General features: G+C 71.5%; 20 protein-coding genes. 5 read left to right on the top strand and 15 right to left on the bottom strand.

Annotated features, from left to right (window positions below; all coding sequences use genetic code 11):
• Positions 1-10: 10 nt before the first annotated feature.
• The 5 genes from ACIRR8_RS25975 to ACIRR8_RS25995 form a co-directional block, all read right to left on the bottom strand.
• Complete coding sequence (locus ACIRR8_RS25975; protein WP_404069214.1) at positions 11-193, bottom strand: hypothetical protein; 183 nt, start codon at positions 191-193, stop codon at positions 11-13.
• Entirely contained in the window at positions 190-399 is a 210-nt protein-coding gene (locus ACIRR8_RS25980; protein ID WP_404069216.1) for a helix-turn-helix domain-containing protein, read from the bottom strand. The genes ACIRR8_RS25975 and ACIRR8_RS25980 overlap by 4 nt, the downstream gene beginning before the upstream one ends.
• Positions 399-896, bottom strand: a complete 498-nt coding sequence (locus ACIRR8_RS25985) for a DUF2975 domain-containing protein (protein WP_404069218.1) — start codon at positions 894-896, stop codon at positions 399-401. The genes ACIRR8_RS25980 and ACIRR8_RS25985 overlap by 1 nt, the downstream gene beginning before the upstream one ends.
• Positions 897-943: 47 nt before the next feature.
• On the bottom strand, positions 944-1,738 hold the full coding sequence (locus ACIRR8_RS25990) for an NPP1 family protein (protein WP_404069220.1): 795 nt from the start codon (positions 1,736-1,738) through the stop codon (positions 944-946).
• A gap of 147 nt (positions 1,739-1,885) precedes the next feature.
• Positions 1,886-4,480: a bifunctional FO biosynthesis protein CofGH gene (locus ACIRR8_RS25995; protein ID WP_404069222.1), complete on the bottom strand. Its 2,595-nt coding sequence runs from the start codon at positions 4,478-4,480 to the stop codon at positions 1,886-1,888.
• A 150-nt stretch (positions 4,481-4,630) separates the two neighbouring features.
• Here ACIRR8_RS25995 and ACIRR8_RS26000 point away from each other — a divergent pair, with 150 nt between their 5' ends.
• The gene (locus tag ACIRR8_RS26000; protein WP_404069445.1) at positions 4,631-5,398 is read left to right on the top strand and encodes an HAD family hydrolase; all 768 of its coding nucleotides are present in this window, start codon (positions 4,631-4,633) and stop codon (positions 5,396-5,398) included.
• Between the two features lie 137 nt (positions 5,399-5,535).
• Here ACIRR8_RS26000 and ACIRR8_RS26005 read toward each other — a convergent pair whose 3' ends face one another.
• The 3 genes from ACIRR8_RS26005 to ACIRR8_RS26015 form a co-directional block, all read right to left on the bottom strand.
• A complete protein-coding gene (locus tag ACIRR8_RS26005) occupies positions 5,536-6,669 on the bottom strand; it encodes a PQQ-dependent sugar dehydrogenase (RefSeq protein ID WP_404069224.1) in 1,134 nt (377 codons plus the stop codon).
• Between the two features lie 186 nt (positions 6,670-6,855).
• The gene (locus ACIRR8_RS26010) at positions 6,856-8,340 is read right to left on the bottom strand and encodes a peptidoglycan D,D-transpeptidase FtsI family protein (RefSeq protein WP_404069226.1); all 1,485 of its coding nucleotides are present in this window, start codon (positions 8,338-8,340) and stop codon (positions 6,856-6,858) included.
• A gap of 132 nt (positions 8,341-8,472) precedes the next feature.
• Entirely contained in the window at positions 8,473-9,318 is an 846-nt protein-coding gene (locus ACIRR8_RS26015; RefSeq protein WP_404069228.1) for an LLM class F420-dependent oxidoreductase, read from the bottom strand.
• Positions 9,319-9,456: 138 nt separating this feature from the next.
• Between ACIRR8_RS26015 and ACIRR8_RS26020 the strand changes: the two genes are divergently transcribed.
• A complete protein-coding gene (locus ACIRR8_RS26020; protein WP_404069447.1) occupies positions 9,457-9,912 on the top strand; it encodes a sel1 repeat family protein in 456 nt (151 codons plus the stop codon).
• A gap of 162 nt (positions 9,913-10,074) precedes the next feature.
• Here the strand turns inward: ACIRR8_RS26020 and ACIRR8_RS26025 are convergent, their stop codons facing one another.
• A complete protein-coding gene (locus tag ACIRR8_RS26025; protein ID WP_404069230.1) occupies positions 10,075-12,960 on the bottom strand; it encodes a GNAT family N-acetyltransferase in 2,886 nt (961 codons plus the stop codon).
• A gap of 125 nt (positions 12,961-13,085) precedes the next feature.
• Here ACIRR8_RS26025 and ACIRR8_RS26030 point away from each other — a divergent pair, with 125 nt between their 5' ends.
• On the top strand, positions 13,086-13,814 hold the full coding sequence (locus tag ACIRR8_RS26030) for a siderophore-interacting protein (RefSeq protein ID WP_404069449.1): 729 nt from the start codon (positions 13,086-13,088) through the stop codon (positions 13,812-13,814).
• A 27-nt stretch (positions 13,815-13,841) separates the two neighbouring features.
• On the opposite strand, the gene ACIRR8_RS26035 is transcribed toward ACIRR8_RS26030, so the two are convergent.
• The 6 genes from ACIRR8_RS26035 to ACIRR8_RS26060 form a co-directional block, all read right to left on the bottom strand.
• Positions 13,842-15,422: an APC family permease gene (locus tag ACIRR8_RS26035; RefSeq protein ID WP_404069232.1), complete on the bottom strand. Its 1,581-nt coding sequence runs from the start codon at positions 15,420-15,422 to the stop codon at positions 13,842-13,844.
• Between the two features lie 227 nt (positions 15,423-15,649).
• A complete protein-coding gene (locus ACIRR8_RS26040; RefSeq protein WP_404069234.1) occupies positions 15,650-17,113 on the bottom strand; it encodes an aldehyde dehydrogenase family protein in 1,464 nt (487 codons plus the stop codon).
• The gene (locus tag ACIRR8_RS26045) at positions 17,110-18,849 is read right to left on the bottom strand and encodes an amidohydrolase family protein (protein WP_404069236.1); all 1,740 of its coding nucleotides are present in this window, start codon (positions 18,847-18,849) and stop codon (positions 17,110-17,112) included. Before ACIRR8_RS26045 ends, ACIRR8_RS26040 begins: the two co-directional genes overlap by 4 nt.
• Positions 18,850-19,070: 221 nt before the next feature.
• Entirely contained in the window at positions 19,071-20,195 is a 1,125-nt protein-coding gene (locus tag ACIRR8_RS26050; RefSeq protein ID WP_404069238.1) for an LLM class flavin-dependent oxidoreductase, read from the bottom strand.
• 121 nt (positions 20,196-20,316) lie between these two features.
• Positions 20,317-21,102, bottom strand: coding sequence for an SDR family NAD(P)-dependent oxidoreductase (locus ACIRR8_RS26055; RefSeq protein WP_404069240.1), 786 nt, complete (start codon positions 21,100-21,102; stop codon positions 20,317-20,319).
• Between the two features lie 10 nt (positions 21,103-21,112).
• The gene (locus tag ACIRR8_RS26060) at positions 21,113-22,060 is read right to left on the bottom strand and encodes a TIGR03619 family F420-dependent LLM class oxidoreductase (RefSeq protein ID WP_404069451.1); all 948 of its coding nucleotides are present in this window, start codon (positions 22,058-22,060) and stop codon (positions 21,113-21,115) included.
• A gap of 385 nt (positions 22,061-22,445) precedes the next feature.
• On the opposite strand from ACIRR8_RS26060, the gene ACIRR8_RS26065 reads away from it, so the two are divergent.
• Positions 22,446-23,765, top strand: coding sequence for an LPXTG cell wall anchor domain-containing protein (locus ACIRR8_RS26065; RefSeq protein WP_404069242.1), 1,320 nt, complete (start codon positions 22,446-22,448; stop codon positions 23,763-23,765).
• 269 nt (positions 23,766-24,034) lie between these two features.
• Positions 24,035-24,844: an NAD-dependent epimerase/dehydratase family protein gene (locus tag ACIRR8_RS26070; protein ID WP_404069244.1), complete on the top strand. Its 810-nt coding sequence runs from the start codon at positions 24,035-24,037 to the stop codon at positions 24,842-24,844.
• Positions 24,845-24,916 lie beyond the last annotated feature (72 nt).

The raw sequence follows: 24,916 nt of genomic DNA on the forward strand, positions 1-24,916 counted from the left end.
CGCGGTGGTTCTACGGCTGCCCGATCGCGGTGATCGCCCTCTTCGCGCTGTCCACGCTGTTCGCGCCCGGAGCGCACGCGGTGACGGAGTTCGAGAAGAACCTCGACGGCGACGGGCAGATGAAGCGGCCCGGCCGGCCGGGCAGCGCGTACGAACCCCCCACCAGGGCCACCGAGGCCACCGCGGCCGTCACTCGTCGGGGACGTACCGCAGCACATCCCCCGGCTGGCACTCCAGTACGCGGCAGATCGCCTCCAGCGTCGCGAACCGCACCGCCTTCGCGCGGCCGTTCTTCAGGACGGCGATATTGGCGGGCGTGATCCCGACGGCGGCGGCGAACTCCGCGACCGACATGCCCCGTTCGGCGAGCAGCACATCGATCTCGACCACGATCGGCATCAGATGACCTCGGCCAGTTCCGTCCGCATCTCCATCGCCTTGCCGAGCAGCGTGCGCATGATGACCATGAGCATGGAGAACGCCGCCCCCACCGCCACGCACGCCAGGGCGGCGAGCAGCGCACCCTCGACGTCCATGCCGTCGTCGGGGGACGGGATGGTGTCGAAGGTGAGGTGCACCGCCGCCCCCAGCGCAATCAGGGTGGCCACGGCGGCCGCGCCGATGACGGCGTCGACCCAGCGGAACGCGGAGCGCGTGAAGATGGCGTCGCGCTCGACCATCGAGAGCAGCATCCAGATCGCGCCGAGGGCGACCTGCACGCACGCCACCCCGAGGATCGACGCGACGACGTACGGCAGGGCGTAGGGCTCGTACGGAGGGAAGAGGTCCACCTCGTCGGCCGCGGTCGTCGGGATGATGACGGCCTGGGCGAAGAGGCCGGACAGGACCGCTGCCGCGATGCCGATACGGAGGATGCCCACCAGAAGACTGTGCATCTATCGAGTTTCGATCGATAGCTATCGAAAGTCAATAGATTCCGCGGTCAGGCCCAGGGGTCGAAGGGGATTCCGGCGGGCTTGGCGTTGTTGAGCAGGTTGCGGAAGCGGTCGTCCTTGTCGGTGACCTTGATGGTGGCGGCGCCGAAGTCGGCGTTCATGAGGCGGTCGCGCAACTCCGTGCTGGGGAAGCCGTTCCAGTCGACGAGGGGCGGATAGCGCCAGGTGCCGTAGTGGTTCTCGGGCGGCTCGTCGTTGTTGTTGGCGAGGCGGAAGAAGTGCGTGCTGGGGCCGTCCTTGTGGTAGACGGCCTTGGGGTGCGAGCCGTCGAAGCGGACCTGGGAGCGGGGGTAGGTCTTGACCGTGCGGTGCTGGGTGGTCGAGACGTAATCCACCTGGTTCGACGCCTGGTTGACCCAGGAGATGACGTGCTCGAAGTCGTGGCGGTGGCCGCCGAGCCCGCTGCCGTGGACGGCCTGGTCCTTCTCGAAGTAGCTCGCGTAGACGATCCCGCACCACCCGTTGTTGCACTTCGAGCGGGCGTACGTCTGGGAGTTGTCGAGGTCCCACTTGTCCCGGCAGCTCCCGTTGATCGCGCCGGACGTCTTGAGGCCGGGGGCGAGGGTGCCGTCGGGGCCGATGGCGGGCGTGGCGTAGCAGCCGTCCCCGTCGTAGTCGTAGGCGGGCGAGAAGGTCTGCTCGTAGCCTCCGGCGTTCTGCGGGAGGTGCTGCGGCGGGTCGGCGTGCGCGGCGGACGCGGTGCCGAGCACGAGGAGGCCGGCGGCGGCGAGGACGGTGGCGGTGCGGGTGAAGGTCGGCATCCCGGGCGGGGTGCGGCGCATGGTGTCTCACTCCTGACTCGGCAGAGCGATACGGCAGGGGCAGTCCCCGCAAGAATTGCCCTGCTCATGACAGAAGGAAACGGAAGAGCGCCGGGCAGGGCCCTTCCGGGCCGGAGCCCCTCCCGGTCGAGGGGCCCCGGCCACCTCTCAGCCCGGCACCACCGGCAGCAGCTCCGGAAGGTGGCCGTCCGAGGCCGTCGCCGCCGCCACGCGCTCCGCCGGGACCTCGCCGTACAGCGTCGTCCGGGGACGGGACGGGCGGCCCGCCAGGTCGGCGATGGCCTTCAGGTCCTGGATGGAGCGGTACGAGCCGTAACTCGACCCGGCCATACGGGAGATGGTCTCCTCCATCAGCGTGCCGCCCAGGTCGTTCGCGCCTGAGCGGAGCATCTCCGCCGCACCCTCCGTCCCCAGCTTCACCCAGCTCGTCTGGATGTTGGTGATGTGCGGGTGGAGAAGCAGGCGCGCCATCGCCGTCACCGCCCGGTTGTCGCGGTCCGTCGGGCCGGGGCGGGCGATGCCGGCCAGGTAGACCGGGGCGTTGGTGTGGATGAAGGGGAGCGTGACGAACTCCGTCAAGCCTCCCGTCTCCTGCTGGAGCCGGGCCAGCGTACGGAAGTGGCCCAGCCAGTGGCGTGGCTGGTCCACGTGCCCGTACATCATCGTCGAGGACGAGCGCAGGCCCACCTCGTGCGCCGTCCTGATGACCTCCAGCCAGGTGGCCGTGGGCAGTTTCCCCTTGGTGAGGACCCAGCGGACCTCGTCGTCCAGGATCTCCGCCGCCGTCCCCGGGATCGAGTCGAGCCCGGCCTCCTTGGCGGCCGTCAGCCAGTCGCGGATCGACATCCCGGTGCGGGTGGCCCCGTTGACGACCTCCATGGGCGAGAACGCGTGAACGTGCATGCCGGGGACGCGTTCCTTCACCGCCCGCGCGATGTCGAAGTACGCCGTGCCGGGCAGGTCCGGGTGGATGCCGCCCTGCATGCAGACCTCCACCGCGCCGACGTCCCACGCCTGCGCCGCCCGGTCCGCGACCTGGTCCAGCGAGAGCGTGTACGCGTCGGCGTCCGTACGGCGCTGGGCGAAGGCGCAGAAGCGGCAGCCGGTGTAGCAGACGTTGGTGAAGTTGATGTTCCGCGTGACGATGTACGTGACGTCGTCACCGACCACGTCCCGGCGCAGCGCGTCCGCGATCCGGCAGAGCTCGTCCAGCGCCGGGCCGTCCGCGTGGAGCAGGGCGAGGGCCTGGTCGTCGGTGAGCTTCGTCGGGTCGTCGGCGGCCTGGCTCAGCGCCTGGCGTACGTCGGCGTCGATGCGGGACGGGACCATGCCGGGCGCCGCCGCCTCCCGGAGCGCCTCCCAGTCCCCGTACACCTCGTCGAAGTCGTCGCGGCGGTCGCCGGTGCGGCCCTCGGTGTCGATGGTGGCGTGCAGGTCGGTGCGGCCGGAGGAGGTGAAGCCCTCGTCCGGTTCCTGCCAGGGCAGGCCGACGGGGAGTGCGTCCTCGCGGGCGAGGCCGGTCTCCGGGTCGGCGAGGGCGCGGACGTGCGGGAGGAGGCGGGGGTCCAGCCAGGGTTCGCCGCGCTGGATGAACTCCGGGTAGATGGTCAGGCGTTCGCGGAGCTGGAAGCCCGACTCCGCGGTGCGCGCGGCCAGCTCGTCGATGTGCGGCCAGGGGCGTTCCGGGTTCACGTGGTCGGGGGTGAGCGGCGAGACCCCGCCCCAGTCGTCGATGCCCGCGCCGATGAGCAGCGCGTACTCCGCGTCCACCAGGTTCGGCGGGGCCTGGATCCGGGCGGACGGGCCGAGGATGTGCCGGGCCACGGCGATGGCTGCGGCCAGCTCCTCCAGCTCCGCGTCGGGCATCCCGCGCATCGCCGTGTCCGGCTTGGCGCGGAAGTTCTGCACGATGACTTCCTGGATGCCGTGGTAGGCGCGGGCCGTCTTGCGCAGCTCGAAGAGGGAGTCGGCGCGCTCCTCGTACGACTCGCCGATGCCGATCAGGATGCCGGTGGTGAACGGCACGTTGGAACGGCCCGCGTCTTCGAGCACGCGCAGCCGTACGGCCGGTTCCTTGTCCGGGGAGCCGTGGTGCGGGCCGCCGGGCTCGGACCAGAGGCGGGTCGCCGTCGTCTCCAGCATCATCCCCATGGAGGGCGCCACGGGCTTGAGCCGCTGGAGGTCGGTCCACGTCATCACGCCCGGGTTGAGGTGCGGCAGCAGGCCCGTCTCCTCCAGGACCCGGATCGCCATGGCGCGTACGTACGCGAGCGTGTCGTCGTACCCCTCCGCCTCCAGCCACTCCCGCGCCTCGGGCCAGCGGTCCTCCGGGCGGTCGCCGAGTGTGAACAGCGCTTCCTTGCAGCCCATCGCCGCGCCGTCGCGGGCGATCTTCAGCACCTCGTCGGGCGAGAGGAACATGCCGTGGCCGGCGCGGCGGAGTTTGCCGGGGACGGTGACGAAGGTGCAGTAGTGGCACTTGTCACGGCAGAGGCGGGTGAGCGGGATGAAGACCTTGCGCGAGTACGTGATCACGCCCGGCCGGCCCGCCGCTTCCAGGCCCGCGTTCCGGACGCGGGCGGCGGACGCGGCCAGATCCTTCAGGTCCTCGCCGCGCGCCCGGAGCAGGACGGCGGCCTCGGTGACATCGAGGGCGACGCCGTCACGGGCCCGTTTGAGCGCGCGCCGCATGGCGTTGGAGGTGGGACGTCCGCTCTGGGGATCGGCATCGGGATCGGTCATGAACCGAGCATACGAGCGAGGCGCGCGCACCGGACCAGGGCCTGGGGCCTGTACGCGCGGGCCCGGAGGTGCTCCTGGTCACTCGTGCGGGCCGACTCACCCGGATGCTCGCCCGTTGACGGCGTCCTCACGCCTAAGGTCGGAACGGTGATGGAAACGATCGTCCTCGGCATCGGTGAAACCCTCGTACGCGACGACCGCCACTGGGCGTCCTGGGCCAACTGGCTCGGTGTGCCCGCGCACACGCTCGGCGCGCTGGTCGGCGCGGCGGTCGCGCAGGGCCGCGACGCGACGGACGCGCTGCGGGTGCTGCGGCCGGACATGGACGTCGACGAGGCGTACCTCGCCCGGGCGGCGGCCGGGCGAGGCGAGCACCTCGACGAGTCGGACCTCTACCCGGACGTACGGCCGGCGCTCGCGGAGCTGCGGGCGGCGGGCGTACGGGTGGTCGTGGCGGGCAACGGGTCGGTGCGGGCCGGGGAGTTGCTGCGGGCGCTGGACCTGCCGGCCGATCTGGTGGTGACGTCGGACGAGTGGGGCGTACGGAAGCCGGACCCGGCCTTCTTCGCGCGGGTGCTGGAGGTGGCGGAGGCAGAGCCGGGGGCAACGCTGTACGTGGGCGATCATCCGGCGGACGACCTGTTCCCCGCCGCGGCGGCGGGGTTGCGGACGGCGCATCTGCGGCGCGGGGTGTGCGGGTTCTGGTGGGCGGAGCATCCGGATGTGGTGGCCGCGGCGGATTTCCGGGTCAACGCGTTGACGGAGCTGGTGGGGGTGGTGGAAGGCCACCACCCGGCCCGTCCGGCGATCGAGGACGGAAGGGCGGGCACTCGCCCAGCCCGTCCGGCGTTTGAGGACGGAAGCGGGGCGGTGGGGAGCGGCCGACCTGCGAAGGTCTCGTACCTCAGGGGCCTCTGAGCGGCGGGCCCACCCCAGCATGGGTTCCGTCCTCAAACGCCGGACGGGCTGGGGTGGGCCGGGCGAGCTGAAGGGGTGGGCCCGGGGCAGGCTGAAGGGGTGGGCCCGGACGGGCTGGGGTGGGTGGGTCCGCGTGCCTACGCCGGGTCCAGCCGGGAGATCGTGCCGCCTATCGCCAGCACATACAGCTCCCCGTCCGCCGCCTCCACGAACGAGATCACCTCGCCGCCCTGCACACCCAGGTCACCCTCCTCCGTCACCGCACCGTCCTCGATGCGCAGCGTGCGGAGCGTGCCGTCGCAGTAGTCGCTGTAGACGTAGCTTCCCGCGAGGTCCGCGATCCCTTCGCCCCGGTAGACGAAGCCGCCCGTCACCGAGCAGCCCAGGCCGCTGCGGTCGTACTCGTGGACCGGCGGCACGTGGTTCGCCGGTTCCGTGCCGCCGCGGAAGGGGTGGTTGCCCTCCATCGAGGACCAGCCGTAGTTCTCGCCGCCCTTGCTGCTCGCGGGGGCCCAGTCGATCTCCTCCCACTCGCTCTGGCCGACGTCACCGATGAGCAGGTCGCCCGTGCCCGCGTCGAACGAGAACCGCCACGGGTTGCGGAGCCCGTACGCCCAGATCTCGTCCTTCGCGCCCTCCTCCGCCACGAACGGGTTGTCGGACGGGATGGCGTACGGCTCCCCGCCCGTCGGGTCGATCCGGAGGATCTTGCCGAGCAGCGTGTCCAGGTTCTGGCCGTTGCCGTGCGGGTCGCCGCCCGAGCCGCCGTCGCCGAACGCGATGTAGAGGTAGCCGTCGGGGCCGAACTTGATGTCGCCGCCGTTGTGGTTCGGGTACGGCTGCTCCTGCGTGAGGACCGTACGCCGGGTGTCCGGCTGGAGCCGGCCGTCCTCCACCGCGAACTCGTCGATGGTGGAGGTGCCTTCGAGATCCGTGTACGAGATGTAGAAGTGCGCGAACTCCGGGTCGAACGCCACGCCCAGCAGGCCGCGTTCGCCGTCGGTCGTGGTCTCGGCGGAGATGTCGAGGACCGGGTCGCTCAGGCCGTAGTCGCCCAGCACGCGTACCGTTCCGGCCCGTTCGGCTATCCAGACCTTGCCGTCCGGTCCGGGCGCGCCGGCCGAGGGGCCCTGTGCCCTGGCCACTTCCGTGAGCACGACCTGCGCCGATGGGGCTGCCGGGGGCTCGTCGGCCGATGCCGTGGTCAGCGTCAGGGATGCGGCGAGGAACAGGGCGCCGATGATCGCCGAGCTTCTGGTGCGAACTTTCACCGTGGCCTCCTGGAGGCGGCGAGTGGGGGAGTTCACCCTGGCTGCTCGGGGCAGAGTTCGGTGGGGGTGCCCGCGCCAGCATGCAACCGGGGTGGGGGGCGTGTGCCACTGGCTACGGATGAGGGTACGGGGACGGGAGTGCATTGGCCTAGGCCAATGCGCCGACCAATTTCGTTTCCGGGCAAGCTACTTGCCCAGCACCGCCTCCATCACCTTCTTCGCGATCGGAGCGCCGAGCCGGCCACCAGAGATGTCCGAGCGCGAGATGTCCATGGCCGTCGGGTCGATGAAGACGGCGACGGCGACCGAACGGCCGTCGTCCGCCTTGCCGTAGCTGACGAACCAGCCGTACGGCACCTCGTCGCGCACGTTCACACCACGCTGAGCCGTGCCCGTCTTGCCGCCGACCGTCACCCCGTCGATCAGGGCGCGCTGCGCGCTGCCCTCCTTCGCGGTGTGCTCCATCATCTCCTGGACCTTCTTCGCGGTCTCCGGCGAGACGGCCTGGCGTATCTCCGCCGGGTTGTTCGTCTCCAGCGTGGACAGGTCCGGGCCCTTCAGCTCTTCCACGATGTACGGCTGCATCAGCTTTCCGTCGTTGGCGAGCGCCGCCGTCACCATCGCCATCTGCATCGGGGTGCTCGTCAGACTGCCCTGGCCCATGCCGGTGAGGGCCGTGCCGGGCTTGTCGAGCTTCGGCGGGTAGAGGCTCTTCGTGGCGAGCATGTCGCCGAAATCCTCGGCGTACACGTCCGCGTTGAAGCCGAACTTCTCCGCCGTCTCCCGCATCCGGTCCTCGCCCAGCTCGGCCGCCGCGTCGAGGAAGACGTTGTTGCAGGAGTACTGCATGGCGGTCTTCATCGACGCCTTGTTGCAGACCGCGTCCCCCGCCTCACTGCCGATCTTGCTCTGGGACAGCGGCAGCGGATACGGCGAGACCGCCTTCGTCGGCGCGTCCACGTCCGAGACCACGCCGTGCTCCAGCGCCGCGGCGGCGGTGAGGATCTTGAAGGTCGAGCCGGGCGGGAAGGTCTCGCGCAGCGGCCGGTTGGCCAGCGGCTTGCCCTTGTCGTCGAGGAGCGCCTTGAACCGGTCGCTCTCCTTGAACGAGATCCCGGCGAAGACCCCGGGGTCGTACGAAGGCGTGGAGACCAGCGCCAGCACCTTGCCGGTGCTCGGCTCCAGGGCCACGACCGCGCCGCGCGCACCCAGGTCGGTCAGGCCCTTGTAGCCGGCCTTCTGCGCCTTGGGGTCGATCGTGGTGATCACGCTGCCGCCGCGCCTCGGCTGCCCGGTGAGGACGTCCTTGGCGTGCCGGAAGGCGAAGCGGTCGTCCTGGCCGCTCAGGACGCTGTCGTACGTCCGCTCCAGCAGCGAGGTGCCCTGCGCCTGGGAGGCGTAACCGGTGACGGGCGCGTACATCGGGCCCTCCTTCCAGGTGCGCCGGAAGGTGTAGTCCCTGCTCCCCGTCTCCTTCGAGCCGGTGATCGCCTTGCCGCCGACGATGATGTCGCCGCGCGGCGTGGCGAACCGCTCGTACCGGACCCGGTGGTTGTTCTCGTGCTGGGACAGCTCCACGCGGTCGACCTGCTGCAGCCAGTTCGCCCGCAACAGCAGCCCCAGCATCAGCAGTCCGCAGAAGATGGCTATGTGCCGCAACGGCCTGTTCATTCCACTCCCCACCCGGGCGGGCCCACCGCCCGCACGCGAGCGCGTGCGGGCGGCGCCCACGTCTTCGATCCCCCGAGGGTAAGGATGCCCTGTCGGCGCCCCCGGTTGCAGGGGCAGTATCCACGAGCGGCGTCAGAGGTACGCCGCGTACCCGTCCAGGACCCGCAGCACCTCCCGCTCACCGGCCGGGGGCAGCTGGAGTACGACCTCCTCGATGCCCAGCTCCGCGTAGTGCGCGAGCTTCCCGGCGTCGGGGAGGACGGCGTACGGCACCACCTGGAGGTCCTTCGGATCGCGCCCGGCCTCCTCCCAGGCCGCCCGCAGCTTCGGGAGGGACTCCGTCAGGCCGCGCCCGCCGATGGGCAGCCAGCCGTCCGCGTGGTCCGCGATCGCCGCGAACAGCTTCGGGCCGGCTCCGCCGCCGATCAGCGTGCGCGGGCCGACCACAGGACCGCGCGGCGCCTGCACCGGCTTCGGGAACGCGAAGCTCGCCTGGACCGACCCGAACTCCCCCTCGTACGCCGTCGGTTCGCCCGACCACAGGGCCCGCATCAGCGCCATCCGGTCGCGCGCCAGCTCCCGGCGCGTGGACCACGCGACGCCGTGGTCGGCGGCCTCCTCGACGTTCCAGCCGTAGCCGACACCGAGCGTGAACCGGCCGCCGGAGAGATGGTCCAAGGTCGCCACCTGCTTGGCCAGGTCGACCGGGTCGTGCTGGGCGACCAGCGTGATCCCGGTGCCGAGCGCGATCCGCTCGGTGACGGCCGCCGCCTGGCCGAGCGCCACGAAGGGGTCCAGCGTCCGTCCGTACTCGCGCGGCAGGTCACCGCCGGCCGGGTACGGGGTACGGCGGCTCACCGGGATGTGGGTGTGCTCGGGCAGATAGAGGCCGGCGAATCCGCGCTGCTCCAGCTCGCGCGCCAGCCGTACGGGTGTCACCGTCTCGTCGGTGAGGAAGATGGTTGTGGCGATCCGCATCGAACACCTCCGTCGTCTCTACGAGTCGTCTCGACAAGTCGTCTCTACGAGGGGCCAAGGTAAGCCTTGCGCCGGTGGAATCCGAGACGGCTGCGAGAGTACGGAACGGCGGATCTGCGGGAAGGACGTGGGATGGGAATGGGACTGGGGTTCTTCCTGCTGCCCGCAGGAGGTGTGCTGAGCCTGACCGGCGTGTTCCTCGGCAACAGCACGCTGATCCAGCTGAGCTGGATCATGTGGCTGGCCGGTGTCCTGCTGCTGATCGCCCGGCGCTACCGCCGGCCGCCGGACCCTCGGCAGCTGGCCGCCGCCGCCGCGGCCGGAGACGCCCGTGCCGTGCGGGGGCTGCGGACGCTCGCTCTGGACGCGCGGAGCCAGGGGCGGCCGGACGCGGCGGAGCGGATGCTGCGGCAGGCGGTGAAGGCCGGGGACGTGGAGTCGATGTGGGAGCTGGGCCGGCTGGTCCAGGAGCGCGAGGGTCTCGCGGCGGCCGAACCGTGGTACCGGATGGCCGCCGCGCGCGGTCACGTCGTCGCGCGGCGGCTCTTCCGGACGGGCGGCGAGCTGAACCGGGACGGGACGAGCCCGCTGTAGGAACGAGGACTCAGAAGCCGCCGGTGTAGCCGAAAAGGAACCGGACCGGGGAGGAGCACGCCCACAGCACCGGTGGCGAGGCCGATCCAGCACCGGGTCCGGTTGACCTCGACCCCGCTGACCAGGCCGAGGACGCCGAAGGTGATCGCGGGACTCACCCGCTCAGACCAGGCCCAGTGCCACCGTCCGCGACAGGAACGCCAGCCGGGCCGTCTTCTCCGGCTTCTCGATCTCCGGGCCCAGCTCGAAGCCGACCCGGACCATCCGCGCGAGCGCCTTCTCGTTGCGCGCGTCCGGCTCGACGACGACCCGCAGGTGGGCCGGGTCGCTGAAGACGTAGCCGATGAACGCGGTGAGCAGGGCGTCGGTGTACCCCTTCACAGCGCCCTCGCCCTCGGCGGGCGCGATCAGCAGGTGGATGCCGAAGTCGCCGGGCCGGACGTCGTAGCACTCGCCCACGGGGTCGGCGTCCGGCTCGTACGTCTGGAAGAGCGCGGCGGGTACGCCGTCGCGCAGCGCCAGGTAGGCGTGGTGGGTGGGGAGCGAGTCGACGAACTCGTAGATCTCCTGGACCTGTTCGCGGGTGTGGTCGGCCATGCCCCAGAAGCGGGCGCGCTCCTGCGTGACCCAGCCGTGCAGCAGGACGGCGTCGGCCGCCGGGTCGACCGGGACGAGCCGGACGACGCCGAAGCCCTCGACCTTCTGCTCGTGGACGGCGGGGCGCAGGGCCGGGACGGTGGACGTGGTGGACGCCGTGGGCTCGGGTGTCGTGGTCATGGTGGTGCTCTCCTCGGTGCGGTGCAGCAGGTTCCAGTCCGTGGTGACGGGGGCCAGGCGGCCGCTCGCCCACAGCTCGCTCTGGTCGCGGTGGTGGGCGGAGCCCGGTACGCCGGACGCGCCGAACGGCACCACCCAGAGGCTGTCCTCGCGGCGGGCCAGGTCCCAGACGTACCGGGCGGCGGGTCCCCGGGCGAAGAGGTCGGTGATGCCGGGCACGCTGGAGGTCGAGAGCACGCAGTCGTGGTCGCCCGCGAGCCCCGGCCACACCTCCTCGGGCGTCGCGCCCGGCAGCGCCTGCCAGGGCGCGACCCGGTGGACCTCGCCCCAGGGGAGCGGCGCGTCGTGGTTCGCGGCCACCGCCTCCGCCGAGGCCGCGACGACCGCCAGCCTCTCCTCGTACGGGAGGAGACCGACGGTGAGCAGGGTCTCCAGGGCGTAGCCGATCCGGGGGACGGCGGCGAGCCAGGGGCGGAAGAGCGGCGGGTAGGCGGGCGAGCGCCAGGGGTCGGCGTCGCCCGTGACGGGCCGCAGGGCGGGGTGGGCGGCCAGCCGGTGGACGACGTCCGCGCGGAGCCGGGAGTAGAGGGTGGCGTCGGTGCTGTCCGCGTCCATGTGGCGGTCCCAGCGCAGCAGCCGGTCCCGGAGGCGTTCGGCGTCGGGGCCGAGGTCCGGGGCCCAGGCGAGCAGGGAGAGGAGCTGCCGGGAGGAGGCGAGGCGGGTGTCGGTGTGGACGGCGGCCATGTCTCCGGCGGACCACGGGGGGCCGGTGGGCTTCCTTGTCCCGTGGGGCGTGCCGGCGGTCCCTCTCGCGCCCGCGCCCGGCGGCGTGCCGAGCAACTCCCGTATGCGGTCGGCCCGGTGCGGCGGTGCGAACTCGATGCCGAGCGGTGCGGCGAGCCCGCGCTCGTTGGCCATCACGGCGGTGCCGGTGGTGGTGTCGACCTCGGTACGGGGGGTGGGCTCGGCGCCTTCGCGCCAGGCGTACGCGGGATCGTGCGCCGGGACGACCCGGAGCCGGTTCTCGTGGGGGCGGACCGGGACGTGTCCGGCGACGCGGTGCAGCGTGGCGCCGGTGGTGTCGGCGGCCAGGACCACGTTGACGGGTTCGACCCAGCCGTCGAGCGCGGTGTCGAGATCGGCGACCGTACGCGCCCTGAGGAGGTCCGGCAGCACGTCGAAGCCCAGGTCGCCGGTGACGCGGGGCGGGTAGCGGAGGCTGATGACGGGCGCGTCGGGGGTCGCCTCGGTGTGCGGATCCTCGTGTACGTCCCCGATGATCACCGGCCCCCGGTCCGTCTCCACGACCTCGACCGTCTGCGCCTCTTCCCCGGCCACCTCGACGGTCTCCGTATGGGCGTGGACCCGGTACCAGCCGTCCGGTCCGAGCGCCTCCACGCCGCCGTCCACCGTGCGGCGCAGCTGCTCGCGGTAGAGGTCCTGGTAGTCGGCCATCGCGTTGGTGATCGCCCAGGCCACACCACCCGCGTGCCCGAAGTGGGCGATGCCCGGGACACCGGGGACGGCGAGGCCCACCACGTCGAACTCGGGGCAGGCGAGCCGGATCTGCTGGTAGACGCCCGGGTCCTCGATGAAGCGGTGCGGGTCACCGGCGACGACCGGGGCTCCGGTGGCGGTGCGGGCGCCGGTGAGGAGCCAGCCGTTGGAGCCGGAGGTGCCGGGGCCGTCGGTGGCGAAGAGGGTCGCGCGGCCGTCGCCGAGCCTGCGGGCGACCTCTTCGCGCCAGAGCTTGGTCGGGAACCCGGCGAAGAGGATGTGGGTGGAGAGCCAGACGCCGAGCGGGGTCCAGGGCTCCCAGCGGCCCGGGGCGATCCCGGCGGCCGCGAACTCCGGTGTCCGCGCGGCGCCTTCGGCCAGGCCCGCGTTGACGCCGTCCACGTACGCGCGCACCCAGGCGGCGGTCCGGGGCGTGAGCCGCTCGTAGCAGCGGCGGGCGGTGTCGGCGAGCCGGGCCCGCCGGGCGAACCGGTCCCAGTCGAGCGCCTCGGCCCCCAGGTACGCGGCGGTCGTGCCGAGCAGCCGGTGGCGCTCGGTCTCCAGCTGCCAGGCCCGGTCGAGAGCGGCGTTGTGGCCCTGGGCGCGGGCCAGGGCCGGCGCACCACCGGCCCTCAGGTGCGGTATCCCCCAGTCGTCCCGGAAGACTTCGAAGCCCTCGAAGCCCTCGGGCTCCTTCGGGCCGCTCTCGGCGCCCGTATCCGGTCTCTCGCTGTCGGCCTGCGGTCTCTCGCTGTCGACGTCAGCGGTCGTCATCGCTCTGCCCCTCCCCTGCTCCGGGTGGTTTTCAGCCACTCCCCAGCCCCCGAAATTTAGGTTAGCCTAACCAAAGTGACCCTTTGGGCAGTGGGCCGGGGCACCAAGGGAGGGTGGGAGACACCGTGGGTCATGGCTGGGAAGGCGTCGTTCTCAAACTGTTCCGGGGGCGGGATTTCACGTTCACCGTGACGGGCGCCGAGCAAGTCACCGACCGGTTCCGCCGGGTGCACGTGACCGACGGAGGGCTGCTGGCCGCGACCGGCGGAGCGCATCCGACGATGTGGGTGCGGCTCTGGTTCGAGAAGGACGGCAAACCGCATCAGCGCGCCTACACCCTGGTCGACCCGGACCCGGAGGCCGGCACCTTCAGTCTGGAATTCGCCCTCCACGAGGGTCCGGCCTGCGACTGGGCGAAGGCGGCGAAGCCCGGCGACACGATCGACGCGACGCTTCAGGGCACCGGCTTCACGCTGCCCGACCCCGCGCCGAAGCGGCTCTTCGTGATCGGTGACCCGGCCGCGCTGCCCGCGATCAACTCGCTGCTGGAGGCGGTCCCGGAGACTCCGGCGACCATCTGGTTCGAGTCCTCGGACGAGGAGGACCGGAAACTGCCGTTCCGCCTCGACGAGGCCCACCACACCCTGCACCACGTCGAGCGCCGCGAGGCCGGTGCGCACCTGGTCGCAGAGGTGAAGGCGGCACTGCCGGGGCTGCTGGGCGAGGACCGCTCGGACGCGTACGTCTGGGTGGCCTGCGACACGTCGACCACCCGGACCCTGGCGGCCTACCTCCGCAAGGAGCTGGGCCTGCCCAAGGACCGGGTGAACGCGCTGGGTTACTGGCGCCCGTAACGGCACTGCGGGGAGAATCCGGAGACCTCAGTCCTTGACCACAAGGGCCGGGGTCTCCTTCGTCAGGACCTGGCCCCGGAAGAACGCCGGGCTGCGGCGCTCCATCGCGACCATCAGCACCACGCCGAGCAGCAGCAGCCCCACGCCGATCACGAAGACCGAGCCGACGCCGAGGACCGAGGAGCCGGAGCCGTACGCCGGGTCCCACATGTCGTAGAGGGTCTTGGCGAAGACGGCGGCGAGCAGCAGCCCGCCGACGGCCGGGAAGAGGCCCTTGAAGACCAGGTCCCGTCCGGAGCGGGTGAGTTCGGCGCGGAAGTACCAGACGCAGGCGAAGGCCGTCAGCGCGTAGTAGAAGCAGATCATCAGGCCGAGCGCGTAGATGGTGTCGATCAGGACGTGCTCGCTGATCAGCGTCATCACGGTGTAGAAGACGCCGGTCCCGATGCCCGCCGTGACCGTCGCCCGGCCGGGCGTCTTGAAGCGGGGGTGCACCTTGGCGTACGAGGCCGGCATCGCCTCGTACGCCGACATCGCGAGGACCGTGCGGGCGACCGGGATGAACGTGGTCTGGAGGCTGGCGGCGGCCGAGGCGAGGACGGCGACGAAGAGCAGGACGCCGAGGCCGGGGCCCATCACCGGTCCGGCGAGGGCGGCGAAGACGTTGTCGGAGGTCTCCGGGTTGGCGAGGCCGAGCCCGGAGGTGCCGGAGCCGACGGCCATCTGGGCGGCGACGCCGGTGGCCAGGTAGGAGCCGACCAGGACGACCATCGCGATGAGCGCGGCGCGGCCCGGGGTCTTCTCGCTGCCGGTGGTCTCCTCGTTGGCGGTCAGACAGGCGTCCCAGCCCCAGAACATGAAGATCGAGAGGGAGAGGCCGGCCGTGAAGGCCGCGAAGGACTGGACGGCGAACGGGTTCATCCACGACCAGGAGAAGTCGAGCGAACCCGCGAAGGCCGCATCCCCGCTGCCCGCCTTGGAGAGGGCCATCGTCACGAAGAGCGCCAGCACGGCGAGCTGGAGTCCGACCAGGGCGTACTGGACGCCCTTCGTGGCCGTCATCCCCCGGTAGCTGATCGCGGTGGCGGCGGCGATGAGTGCAAGGCAGGTGCCGATGTGGACGAGCTTGTTGTCGTCCAGCGCGGCGATCGAGGCGCTGTTGGTGACCTCGCCGGCCAGCAGCCAGAAGTACGAGGTGGCGACGCCCGCCAGGTTGGACAGGACGATGATCGTCGCGATGACCAGGCCCCAGCCGCACATCCAGCCGACGCGCGGGCCGAACGCCTTCACCGTCCAGGTGAAGGAGGTGCCGCAGTCCGGCATGACCTTGTTCAGCTCGCGGTAGGCGAAGGCGACGAGCAGCATCGGCAGGAACCCGGCCAGGAAGACCGCGGGCATCTGCACGCCGACCTCACCGGCGGTGGAGCCGAGGGTCGAGGTCAGGCAGTAGACGGGCGCGACGGTGGAGACACCGATGACGGCGCTGCCCATCAGGCCGACGGAGTTCCCGCCGAGCCCCTTGCCGCGCACGCCGCCGTCACCACCGTCGGCCGAGGCGCGTCCCCGTACCGTGTCTCCGGCCCGAGGCCGCGCGTCCAGCTGAGTCATGAGAAGGACGTTATGCGCTGCGATATCCACATCCGGAGCGTGAGACTCCAACGTCTCACCCTTGGTTACAGCGACCAATGCCCGATAAGCGCTTTATGAATGCAAGGTCACCAGAACCTGAAGCCTTGCAATGCATGTCGGTCGCATGACGGCGGCCACGTACGGTAATCGCAGCACTGTCCGTTTCATCCCGTTTCAAAATTTTCCCACGGGCTGTGGGAGCGATCTCATCCGGGCCAGACGATCGCCTGCGTCTCGCTGTAGGCGTGCAGCGCGTACGAGCCCACGTCCCGGCCCACGCCGCTCTTCTTGAACCCGCCGAACGGCGCCTCCATGTTCCGCCCGACCGTGTTGACACCGACCCCGCCCGCGCGCAGCCGCCGCGCCACGCGGAAGGCGCGGGCCACATCGCCGGACCAGACGTAGTCGATGAGGCCGTAGTCGCTGTCGTTGGCGAGCGCGATGCCTTCCTCCTCGTCGTCGAAGGGGACGACCACGACGACCGGGCCGAAGACCTCCTCGCGGACGACCCGCATGTCGGGCGTGCAGTCGGTGAGGAGCGTCGGGGCCACGTAGAAGCCCCGGTCCAGGTGGTCGGGCCGGGTGCCGCCGGCCGTGACCCGCGCGCCCTCCTTCCGGCCCAGCTCCACGTACGCCTCCACGCGGTCGCGGTGGGCGGCGGAGATGACCGGGCCGACGACGGTGGACCGGTCGGCCGGATCGCCCACGGTGAGCGCGTCGGCGTACGCGGCCAGCATGGCGATCAGCTCGTCCTGCCGGGACCGGTGGACCAGGACGCGGGTCGGAGCCGTACAGATCTGTCCGCTGTAGAAGGAGAAGGTGGTCCCGATGCCCGCGACGGCGGAGCCCAGATCCGCGTCCTTGAGGACCAGCGCGGCACCCTTCCCGCCCAGCTCCATCAGCTGCCGCTTCATCCCGCGCCCGCACACCTCGGCGATCCGCTGTCCGACGGCGGTGGAGCCGGTGAAGCTGACCATGTCGACGTCCGGAGAGTCCACGGCGGCCTCACCCGCCTCCGCGCCCGACCCGGTGACGACGTTGACGACGCCCGGCGGAACGCCTGCCTCCGCGAGGGCGGCGGCCATCCGGTAGACGGAGAGCGGGTCCTGCGGGGCGGGCTTCACGACGACCGTGTTGCCCATCGCGAGGGCGGGCGCGATCTTGCCGGCCGGGTTGGCCCAGGGGTTGTTGTACGAGGTGACGCAGGTGACCACGCCGACCGGCTGGCGGACCGCCACCGCCCCGAAGACCCCGGCCCGCCCCATCGGCCCGGCCTCGTTGACCTGCGGCGCGATGGCCTCCTCCACGGGCTCCAGGGCGCCGCGCGCGTACCGCCGGAAGCGGGCGACGCCGACGCCGACCTGCATGCCACGGGCGGTGGAGGCGGTGGCTCCGCTCTCGGCGCGGGCGAGGTCGGCGTGGGCGGGGAAGTCGCGCTGGATGAGGTCGGCCGTACGGTCCAGGATGGCGGCGCGCTCCTCGGGCCGGGTGCGCGACCAGGGGCCGAAGGCTTCGCGGGCCGCTGCCGCCGCCTCGTACACCTGGGCGCGGCTCGCCTCGGGTGCGAGGCCGACGACCTGCTCGGTGGCGGGGTCGATGACCTCGTAGTGCCCGTCGGCCGGCTCGACCCACTCGCCGCCGATGAACAACCGCCCGGGTGCGGGACTCACGCCGTACTCACCGTCCGGGTGTCACGGCCCGAGCGCAGCACCGTCCCCGGCACCGCGCCCGTCACCTTGTCGTCGCGCAGGGTCTCGACGCCGTTGACGCGTACGGAGACGATCCCGATGGCCTTGGAGTCCAGGCGCGGGCTGTCCCCGGGCAGGTCGTGGACGAGCGTGGCGGGCCCGGCGTCGATGCGTTCGGGGTCGAAGAGGACGAGGTCGGCGTGGAAGCCCTCCGCGATCCGGCCGCGTTCGCGCAGCCCGAAGAGGCGGGCCGGATCGTCGGTGAGCATCCGGACGGCGGTGGTCAGCGGGACGAGCTTCCGGCCGCGCAGGCAGTCGCCGAGGAAGCGCGTGGTGTACGGGGCTCCGCACATCCGGTCCAGGTGCGCGCCCGCGTCGGAGCCGCCGAGCATGACGTCCGGGTGCTCCCAGGTGCGGCGGCGCAGCTCCCAGGAGGCCGGGTCGTTGTCGGTGGGCATGGGCCACAGGACCGTACGCAGGTCGTCGGCGGCGCAGATCTCGACCAGGCAGTGGAAGGGGTCCTGGCCGCGTTCGGCGGCGATGTCGTTGACGACCCGGCCGCTGAGCCCTTCGTTGGCGGCGCTGTAGGTGTCCCCGATGACGTACCGGCCGAAGTCCGCGAGGCGCCGGAAGACGCCGGCCTCCTTGCTGTCGGCGCGGCGGAGCATCTCGGCGCGGGTGTCGGCGTCCCGGAGGCGTTCGACGCGCTCGGGGACGGGGAGCGCGAGGATCTCGCCCCAGCCGGGGATGAGGTTGAGGGCGCAGAAGGTGCCGAGGGACATGTTCATGGGGGTGAGGATCGGCATGGTGAGGGCGACGATCCGGCCGCCGGCCGCGCGGGCGCGTTCGCTGGGTATCAGCTGGCGCGGTACGCGTTCGGGGACGGCTGCGTCGATGGTGAGGACGTTCCAGTTGAGCGGGCGCCCGGCGACGGCGCTCATGTCGACGAAGAGGTCGATCTCCTCGTCGGAGAACTGGTCCAGGCACCCGGCGACGATCGCTTCGAGCTGGGTCCCCTCGTGCTCGCCGACCGCGCGGGAGAGCGCGAGGAGCTCTTCGGGCCGAGCGTGCCGGGAGGCGACGGGTTCGCCGTCGCCGTCGGCGTGGGTGGAGGACTGGGTGGTGGAGAGGCCCCAGGCGCCGGCGTCCATGGCGTCGTGGAAGAGGCGGAGCATGGCGTCCATCTGGCCCGGGGTGGGCTGCCCGCCCACGGCATCGGCACCCATGACATGCCGCCGCAGGGCACAGTGGCCGACCATGAACCCGGCGTTGACGGCGATACGGCCTTCGAGGGCGTCGAGGTACTCGCGGAAGGTGGACCAGGACCAGTCGACGCCTTCCTCCAGCGCGGCGAGGGCCATGCCTTCCACCCGGGACATCATCCGCCGGGTGTAGTCGGCGTCCTCGGGCCGGTCGGGGTTGAGGGGCGCGAGGGTGAACCCGCAGTTGCCGCCGGCGACGGTGGTGACGCCGTGGTTCATGGAGGGGGTGGCGTAGGGGTCCCAGAAGAGCTGGGCGTCGTAGTGGGTGTGCGGGTCGACGAAGCCGGGGGCGAGGACGAGGCCGTGGGCGTCCTCGCTGGTCACGGCCTCCTCGGCGACGGTGCCGGGCTCGGCGATGACGGCGATGCGGCCGCCGCGGATGCCGATGTCGGCGGTGTAGGCGGGGCCGCCGGTGCCGTCCACGACGGTGGCGTGGCGGATGAGGTGGTCGAGCATGACGGTGTCCCTTCTTCGGTTCGGACAGCCGGGGTACGTACGCCTTGGCCGCGGTACGTACCCCGGCACACCAGGACGACGGTCCGGGAAGACGCCGCCCGTCCTCGGGGGGCTCCGCCCCCACACCCCCGCTCCTCGATCGCCGGAGGGGCTTGATTCACGCAGCCCGGTCTCAGCCTCGCCGGCGATTGAGGCGCGGGGGTCCGGGGCAGCGCCGCGAATCAGTTCGCGGCGGCCCGGAACCGCGAGGTCCGATGCACCGGATCCGTATCGATCTTCGGAATCACGTGCTCCCCGATCAGCCGAATCGTCGTCATCGTGTCCTGCGGACTGATCCCGATCGGCAGCCCGAAGCTCAACTGGTCCGCCCCCGCCTGATCCCACCGCCGGCACTGCTTCAGCACCTCGTCGGGATCGCCGCAGATCATCAGCTCCTCCGCGATGAGCAGTTCCACGATCTCCTCCGTGTACTCCGGCAGCAGCTCCGGCCACTCCGGAATCCCCTCCGGCCGGGGAAACGTGTCGTGGTAGCGGAACAGCAGCGACTGGAGGTAGTTCAGCCCACCCCCCACCGCGATCTCCACGGCCTTGGCATGCGTCTCGGCACAGATGGCGGTCGAGGTGACCATCACGTTGTCGTTGACGAACGCCCCCACCGGCTCCGCGTCCTTGACCGCGTTCTTGTAGGACTCGACGACCCACTCCATGTCGGAGACCTTCTGCACGCTGAAGCCCAGCACCCCGAGCCCCTTCTTCCCCGCCATGGCGTACGAGGACGGCGACCCGGCCGCGTACCACATGGCCGGATGCCCGGCCCCGTACGGCTTGGGCAGGATCTTGCGCGGCGGGAGCGACCAGTGCTTGCCCTGGAAGCCCACGTACTCGTCCTGGAGCCACATCTTGGGGAACTCGGCGATCGTCTCCTCCCACAGCTCCTTCGTGTGGTTCATGTCGGTGATGCCCGGCATGAACCCGAGGATCTCGTGGCTGCCCGCACCCCGCCCGGTGCCGAACTCGAATCGCCCGCCGGAGAGATGGTCGAGCATGGCGACCTTCTCCGCGACCTTCACCGGGTGGTTGACGGGCGCCAGCGGGTTGAAGATGCCCGAGCCGAGGTGGATGCGGTCGGTGGCGTGCGCGAGATAGCCGAGGTACACGTCGTTGGCGGAGAGGTGCGAGTACTCCTCCAGGAAGTGGTGCTCGGAGGCCCAGGCGTACTTGAAGCCGGACTTGTCCGCCTGGATGACGTACTCGGTCTCCTCGATCAGCGCCTTGTGCTCTGCCTCGGGGTCCACCTCGGCACGCGCGGCGGGCACGTACCCCTGAACAAAGAGCCCGAATTCCACGGAGGTTCACCGTCCTCAATTTTTCTGACGCATCGTCAGATTGCGATGCGCGACCGACTGTTCCACCGCCACCACGACCCGTCAATAGCTGACGCACCGTCAGGCAGGGAGCCGGTCACACTCAGAACGGGCTCACGCCCGCCAGCCACCCGCCGTCGATGACGAACGGCTGCCCGGTGATGTACGAGGAGTCCTCACCGGTCAGGAAGAGCGCCAGCGCCGCCACCTCCTCGGGCCGCCCGATCCGCCCCATCGGCACGAGCTTGCGGTAGTACGCGTCCAGCGCCGCGTCCGACCGGCTCAGGTCGGCGTCCGGGTCCAGCAGGGCGGGGTTGCTCATCGCCGTGTCGATCGCGCCCGGACAGATGGCGTTGACCCGCACGCCCTTGCCGGCCAGCTCCATCGCCGCCACCCTGGTCAGCCCCAGGACGGCGTGCTTGGTCGCGGCGTACGCGCCGACCAGCGGCATCCCCGTCAGACCGGTGTACGACGACGTGTTGACGATCGTCCCGCCGCCCGCCGCCTCGATCTCCGGCGCCACCGCCCGGATCCCGAGGAACGCACCGGTCATATTGACCCGCACCACCTGCTCGAACTCGGCCAGCGGGGTGTTGACCAGCTCGTTGAAGCGGAGGATGCCCGCGTTGTTGACGAGCCCGTCGATCTTCCCGAAGGCGTCCCGGGCCACGGTCACCGCCTCGGCCCACCCCTCCTCCCGCCCCACGTCCAGCCGCACGAACCGAGCCGTGTCGGCTCCCAACTCCTTCGCCAGCGCCTCTCCTTGCTCGACCAGCACATCCGCGACGACGACCCGCGCGCCCTCCGCCGCGAAGAGCCGCGCCTCCCGCTCGCCCTGTCCGCGCGCCGCCCCGGTGACCAGGACGACCCGCCCGTCCAGCTTGCCCATACCGCGCTCCCTACTGGTTGAGGCGCGGGGCCACGTCCGCCCCGAACGCCGCCATCTGATCGGTCAGTTCGTCCACGCTCCGGCTCCGGAACCGCACCTGGATCTGGTGCACGCCGATCGCCGCGTACTCCCGCAGCGACGCGGCCAGCTCCTCCGGCTTCCCGGTGAGGGTCCGCCGCCCGACGGGCCGGCCGGGCTCACCGACGTACAGCGGTTCGGTGATCGCACCGATGACGATCGGCGCCTCGACCCCCGCCTCCTCCCGCAGCGCGTGCACCCGGGCGATCTGCGCGGGCAGCCGGTCGCGGGAATCGCCCTGCGGGAGCCAGCCGTCACCGCGCACGGCGGCCCGGCGCACGGCGGCAGGCGAGGAGCCGCCCACCCAGATCGGCACGCGTTCCTGTGCGGGGCGCGGGAGCTGGCCGAGGCCGGCGAAGGAGAACCGCTCACCGGCGAACTCCGGGTACTCCTGTGGCCCGAGCGCCGCCCGCAGCGCGTCGATGCTCTCGTCCAGCACACCGCCGCGCCCGTCGAAGTCCGCCCCGACCGCCTCGAACTCCTCCCGTACGTGCCCGGCCCCGACGCCCAGGATCAGCCGGCCGCCGCTGAGGTGGTCGAGGGTGGCGTACTGCTTGGCGGTGATCAGCGGATGGCGCAGCCCGACGACGGCGACGTGGCTCATCAGGCGGACGCGTCCGGTGACCCCGGCGAGGAACGCGAGCGTGGCGACGGGGTCGTACCAGACCGTGCTCATGCCCTCCGCGAGCCGGCGCGGGATGGCGATGTGGTCGCAGCCGGCGATGTAGGCGAAACCGCCGCGGTCGGCCGCCCCGGCGATGCGGACGAGGTCGGCGGGGGTCGCCGCCGCCTCCCAGGGTTCGGCGTAGAGGGCGCTCTGCGACTGGACCGGGAGCTGGATTCCGTACGACAACGGCCCATCGGACGACGGCAGCGGCAGCGGCCCCGGCGTGGGTAGCGGCACGGCGGCCTCCTTCCCCTTCGGACCCGGGCGTCCGCCGCCCGGGTGACGGCCGCCATCGTCATACCTGACGACCCATCAGACAAGAGGCGCGGAAGTCCACCCATGGCGTTGATCACAGGAAAAGTGGAGCAGAAGAGAGCAACTGCACCTTTTCTCGCGGTGTGTCCGTTCGTCACAGCGTCTGCACGGCCCGTCCGCCGCCGAAAAACCGACCGCACGTCCGGACTCCGGCCATACCATCGCCACTGGCCGCTCGCGTGTTCCACCACGTTGACGCCTTGCGCACCGTCGGCACCGTGTTCGCCGCAGGCGTCGCGGGGACGGCCGCTCTCCTTCGTTGCTCCGGACTCAAAGGGCCCATGTGAAGATTCGCCGCATTCTCGCCACGGCCGTCGCCGTCGCCGTGACGACGCCCGCCGTCATGCTCTCCGTCACCCCCGCCTACGCCGACACCGCGCCTCCCGCGCAGGCGCAGACGCCCGCCAAGCCGACCGTCAAGGAGCTCGAGAAGGCGTTGGCCGAGGCGGAGAAGGCCTACGACGACGCCTTCGCGGCCGAGCAGACCGCCTACGCGGCGGTGGAGGCGGCGGTCTCCGACACCGCGCCGCTGACCGTGGCGGCCAACGCCGCCAAGAAGGCCGCGCAGGACGCCGCCACCGCGAAGACCACCGCCGACCAGGCGGTCACCGACGCGCAGACCGCGCTCGACGGCCTGACCGAGGAGGCCACCGAGGCGGAGCGGACCGCGGCGCAGCAGACCCTCGCCGACGCCAAGACGGCCGCCGCCACAGCGGCGACGGCCAAGACCACCGCCGACGCCGAGGCCGCGGCGGCCGACGAGCTCGCGGACGACGCGAGGGTCGACGCGTTCAAGGCGCTCTCCAAGGCGCAGGAGGCCACGAAGAAGGCGCTCGCCGCCGTCACGGCCGCCGAAGCGGCTCTGGAGCGCGCCAAGAAGGAGGAGGAGAACCAGGGCGGCGACGACGGGGACGGGGACGGTGAGTGCATCGACGAGCCCGGCCTGACCACCGTCGTGAAGGGCCTGCCCTCCTCGGTCACCGCCGGTACCTCCACCACCTTCTCGGTCCGGGTGGCCAACGACACCGGGAAGGACCTGGACAAGGTCCTCACGTACGCGAGCGTCCACGCGACCGACAAGAGCGGCGCCAAGGACATCGCCAAGTACCTGAAGCTGAAGTGGTCGACCGCCAAGTCGCCGAAGTGGCGAGACGTCGACGGCGACCTCTACATCGACGCCGTCGGCGCGCTGAAGGACGGCAAGCAGGCGGACATCAAGCTCCGCCTTGACGTCGACGCCAAGGCCCCGGCCGGACAGGGCCTCACCTTCATCGCGGGTGACTACTTCAACAAGGACGGCTCCTGCGGCCTGACGCAGGATGCCGCCGTCGACGAGTTCGACATCAAGGCCGCGGCCGGCAAGCCCGTCACCAAGCCGGCGCCGAAGCCCAGCACGAGCACCACCGCGCCTGCGGCGGGCAACGGGGTCACCCCGCAGAGCTCGGGTTCGAGCGTCCCGGTGACCACGACGGGCGGCACCCTCGCCGCGACCGGCTCGTCCGACGCCACCACGCAGCTCGCCCTCGCGGGCGGCGCGGCCGTGGCGCTCGGGGCGGGCGCGATGTTCCTCGTACGCCGCCGCAAGGCGGGCGCCGACGCCTGAGGCGTACGCGTGTGACCAGGAGGCCCCGCCGCGCGCTGCGGCGGGGCCTCTTCGGCGTACGTCCGGGTCCGCGCCGTACGCCCGGACCCGCCCTAACGACCGGTGGCGCCTCCAGGCACCACCAACAGGGTCGCGAACCAAGGGGGTTGACGCGCCTGCCGGGCCCCCTTAGCTTGCTCACCCACGTGAACGACGTTCATGACGCTGATGACGGCGCCGAGGGCGAGAGCCGGTCGGGCCCCCCGGCGCTCCGCACCGAGGAGGCCCCCATGCCCACCCCCCGCACCCTCCTGCTGACCGGCGCCGCAGGCGGCGTGGGCACGCTGATGCGGGACCTGCTGCCCGCGTACGGCTACGAGTTGCGGCTCCTCGACCTGGTACCGATCGACGGCGAACCGACCTCCATCACAGCCGACTTGGCGGATCGAAAGGCACTGCGCGAGGCGGTACGCGGAGTGGACGCGATCATCCATCTGGCGGGCATTTCCCTGGAGTCGACCTTCGAGAAGATCCTGCGCGCGAACATCGAGGGCACATACCACCTCTACGAGGCCGCGCGCGAGGAGGGCGTGGGCCGCATCGTGTTCGCCTCCTCGAACCACGCGATCGGCTGCACCCCGCGCCCGCGACCCGGCGACCCGCTGATCCCGGTCGGCACACCGCACCGCCCGGACACGTTCTACGGCCTGTCGAAGGCGTTCGGCGAGGACCTGGCGCAGCTCTACTGGGACAAGCACGGCCTGGAGACGGTGTCGGTCCGGATCGGCGCCTGCTTCCCGGAACCCACCTCCGTACGGATGCTGTCGGTCTGGCTGAGCCCCGCCGACGGCGCCAGGCTCTTCCACGCGGCGCTGACCGCCGAGGCGGTGGGCCACACGGTCGTCCACGGCTCGTCCGCCAACACCCGCCTGTGGTGGGACCTGACGACGGCGCGCGCGCTCGGTTACGACCCGCGGGACGACTCGGAGCCGTACGCGGCGAAGCTGGTGGCCGAGCAGGGCGAGCTGGACCCGGCCGAACCGGCGGACGCGCGGGTGGGCGGCCACTTCGTCACGGACCCGCCGATGTGGCCGCACTAGGGCAACCACTCAGCTCTGCCCGGCTCGTTGACACCCTCACACCCCACCGGGATGCTGTGAGAGCGCTCTTCC

It is taken from the genome of Streptomyces sp. NPDC101178 (genome assembly GCF_044767965.1).
GTDB lineage: Bacteria > Actinomycetota > Actinomycetes > Streptomycetales > Streptomycetaceae > Streptomyces.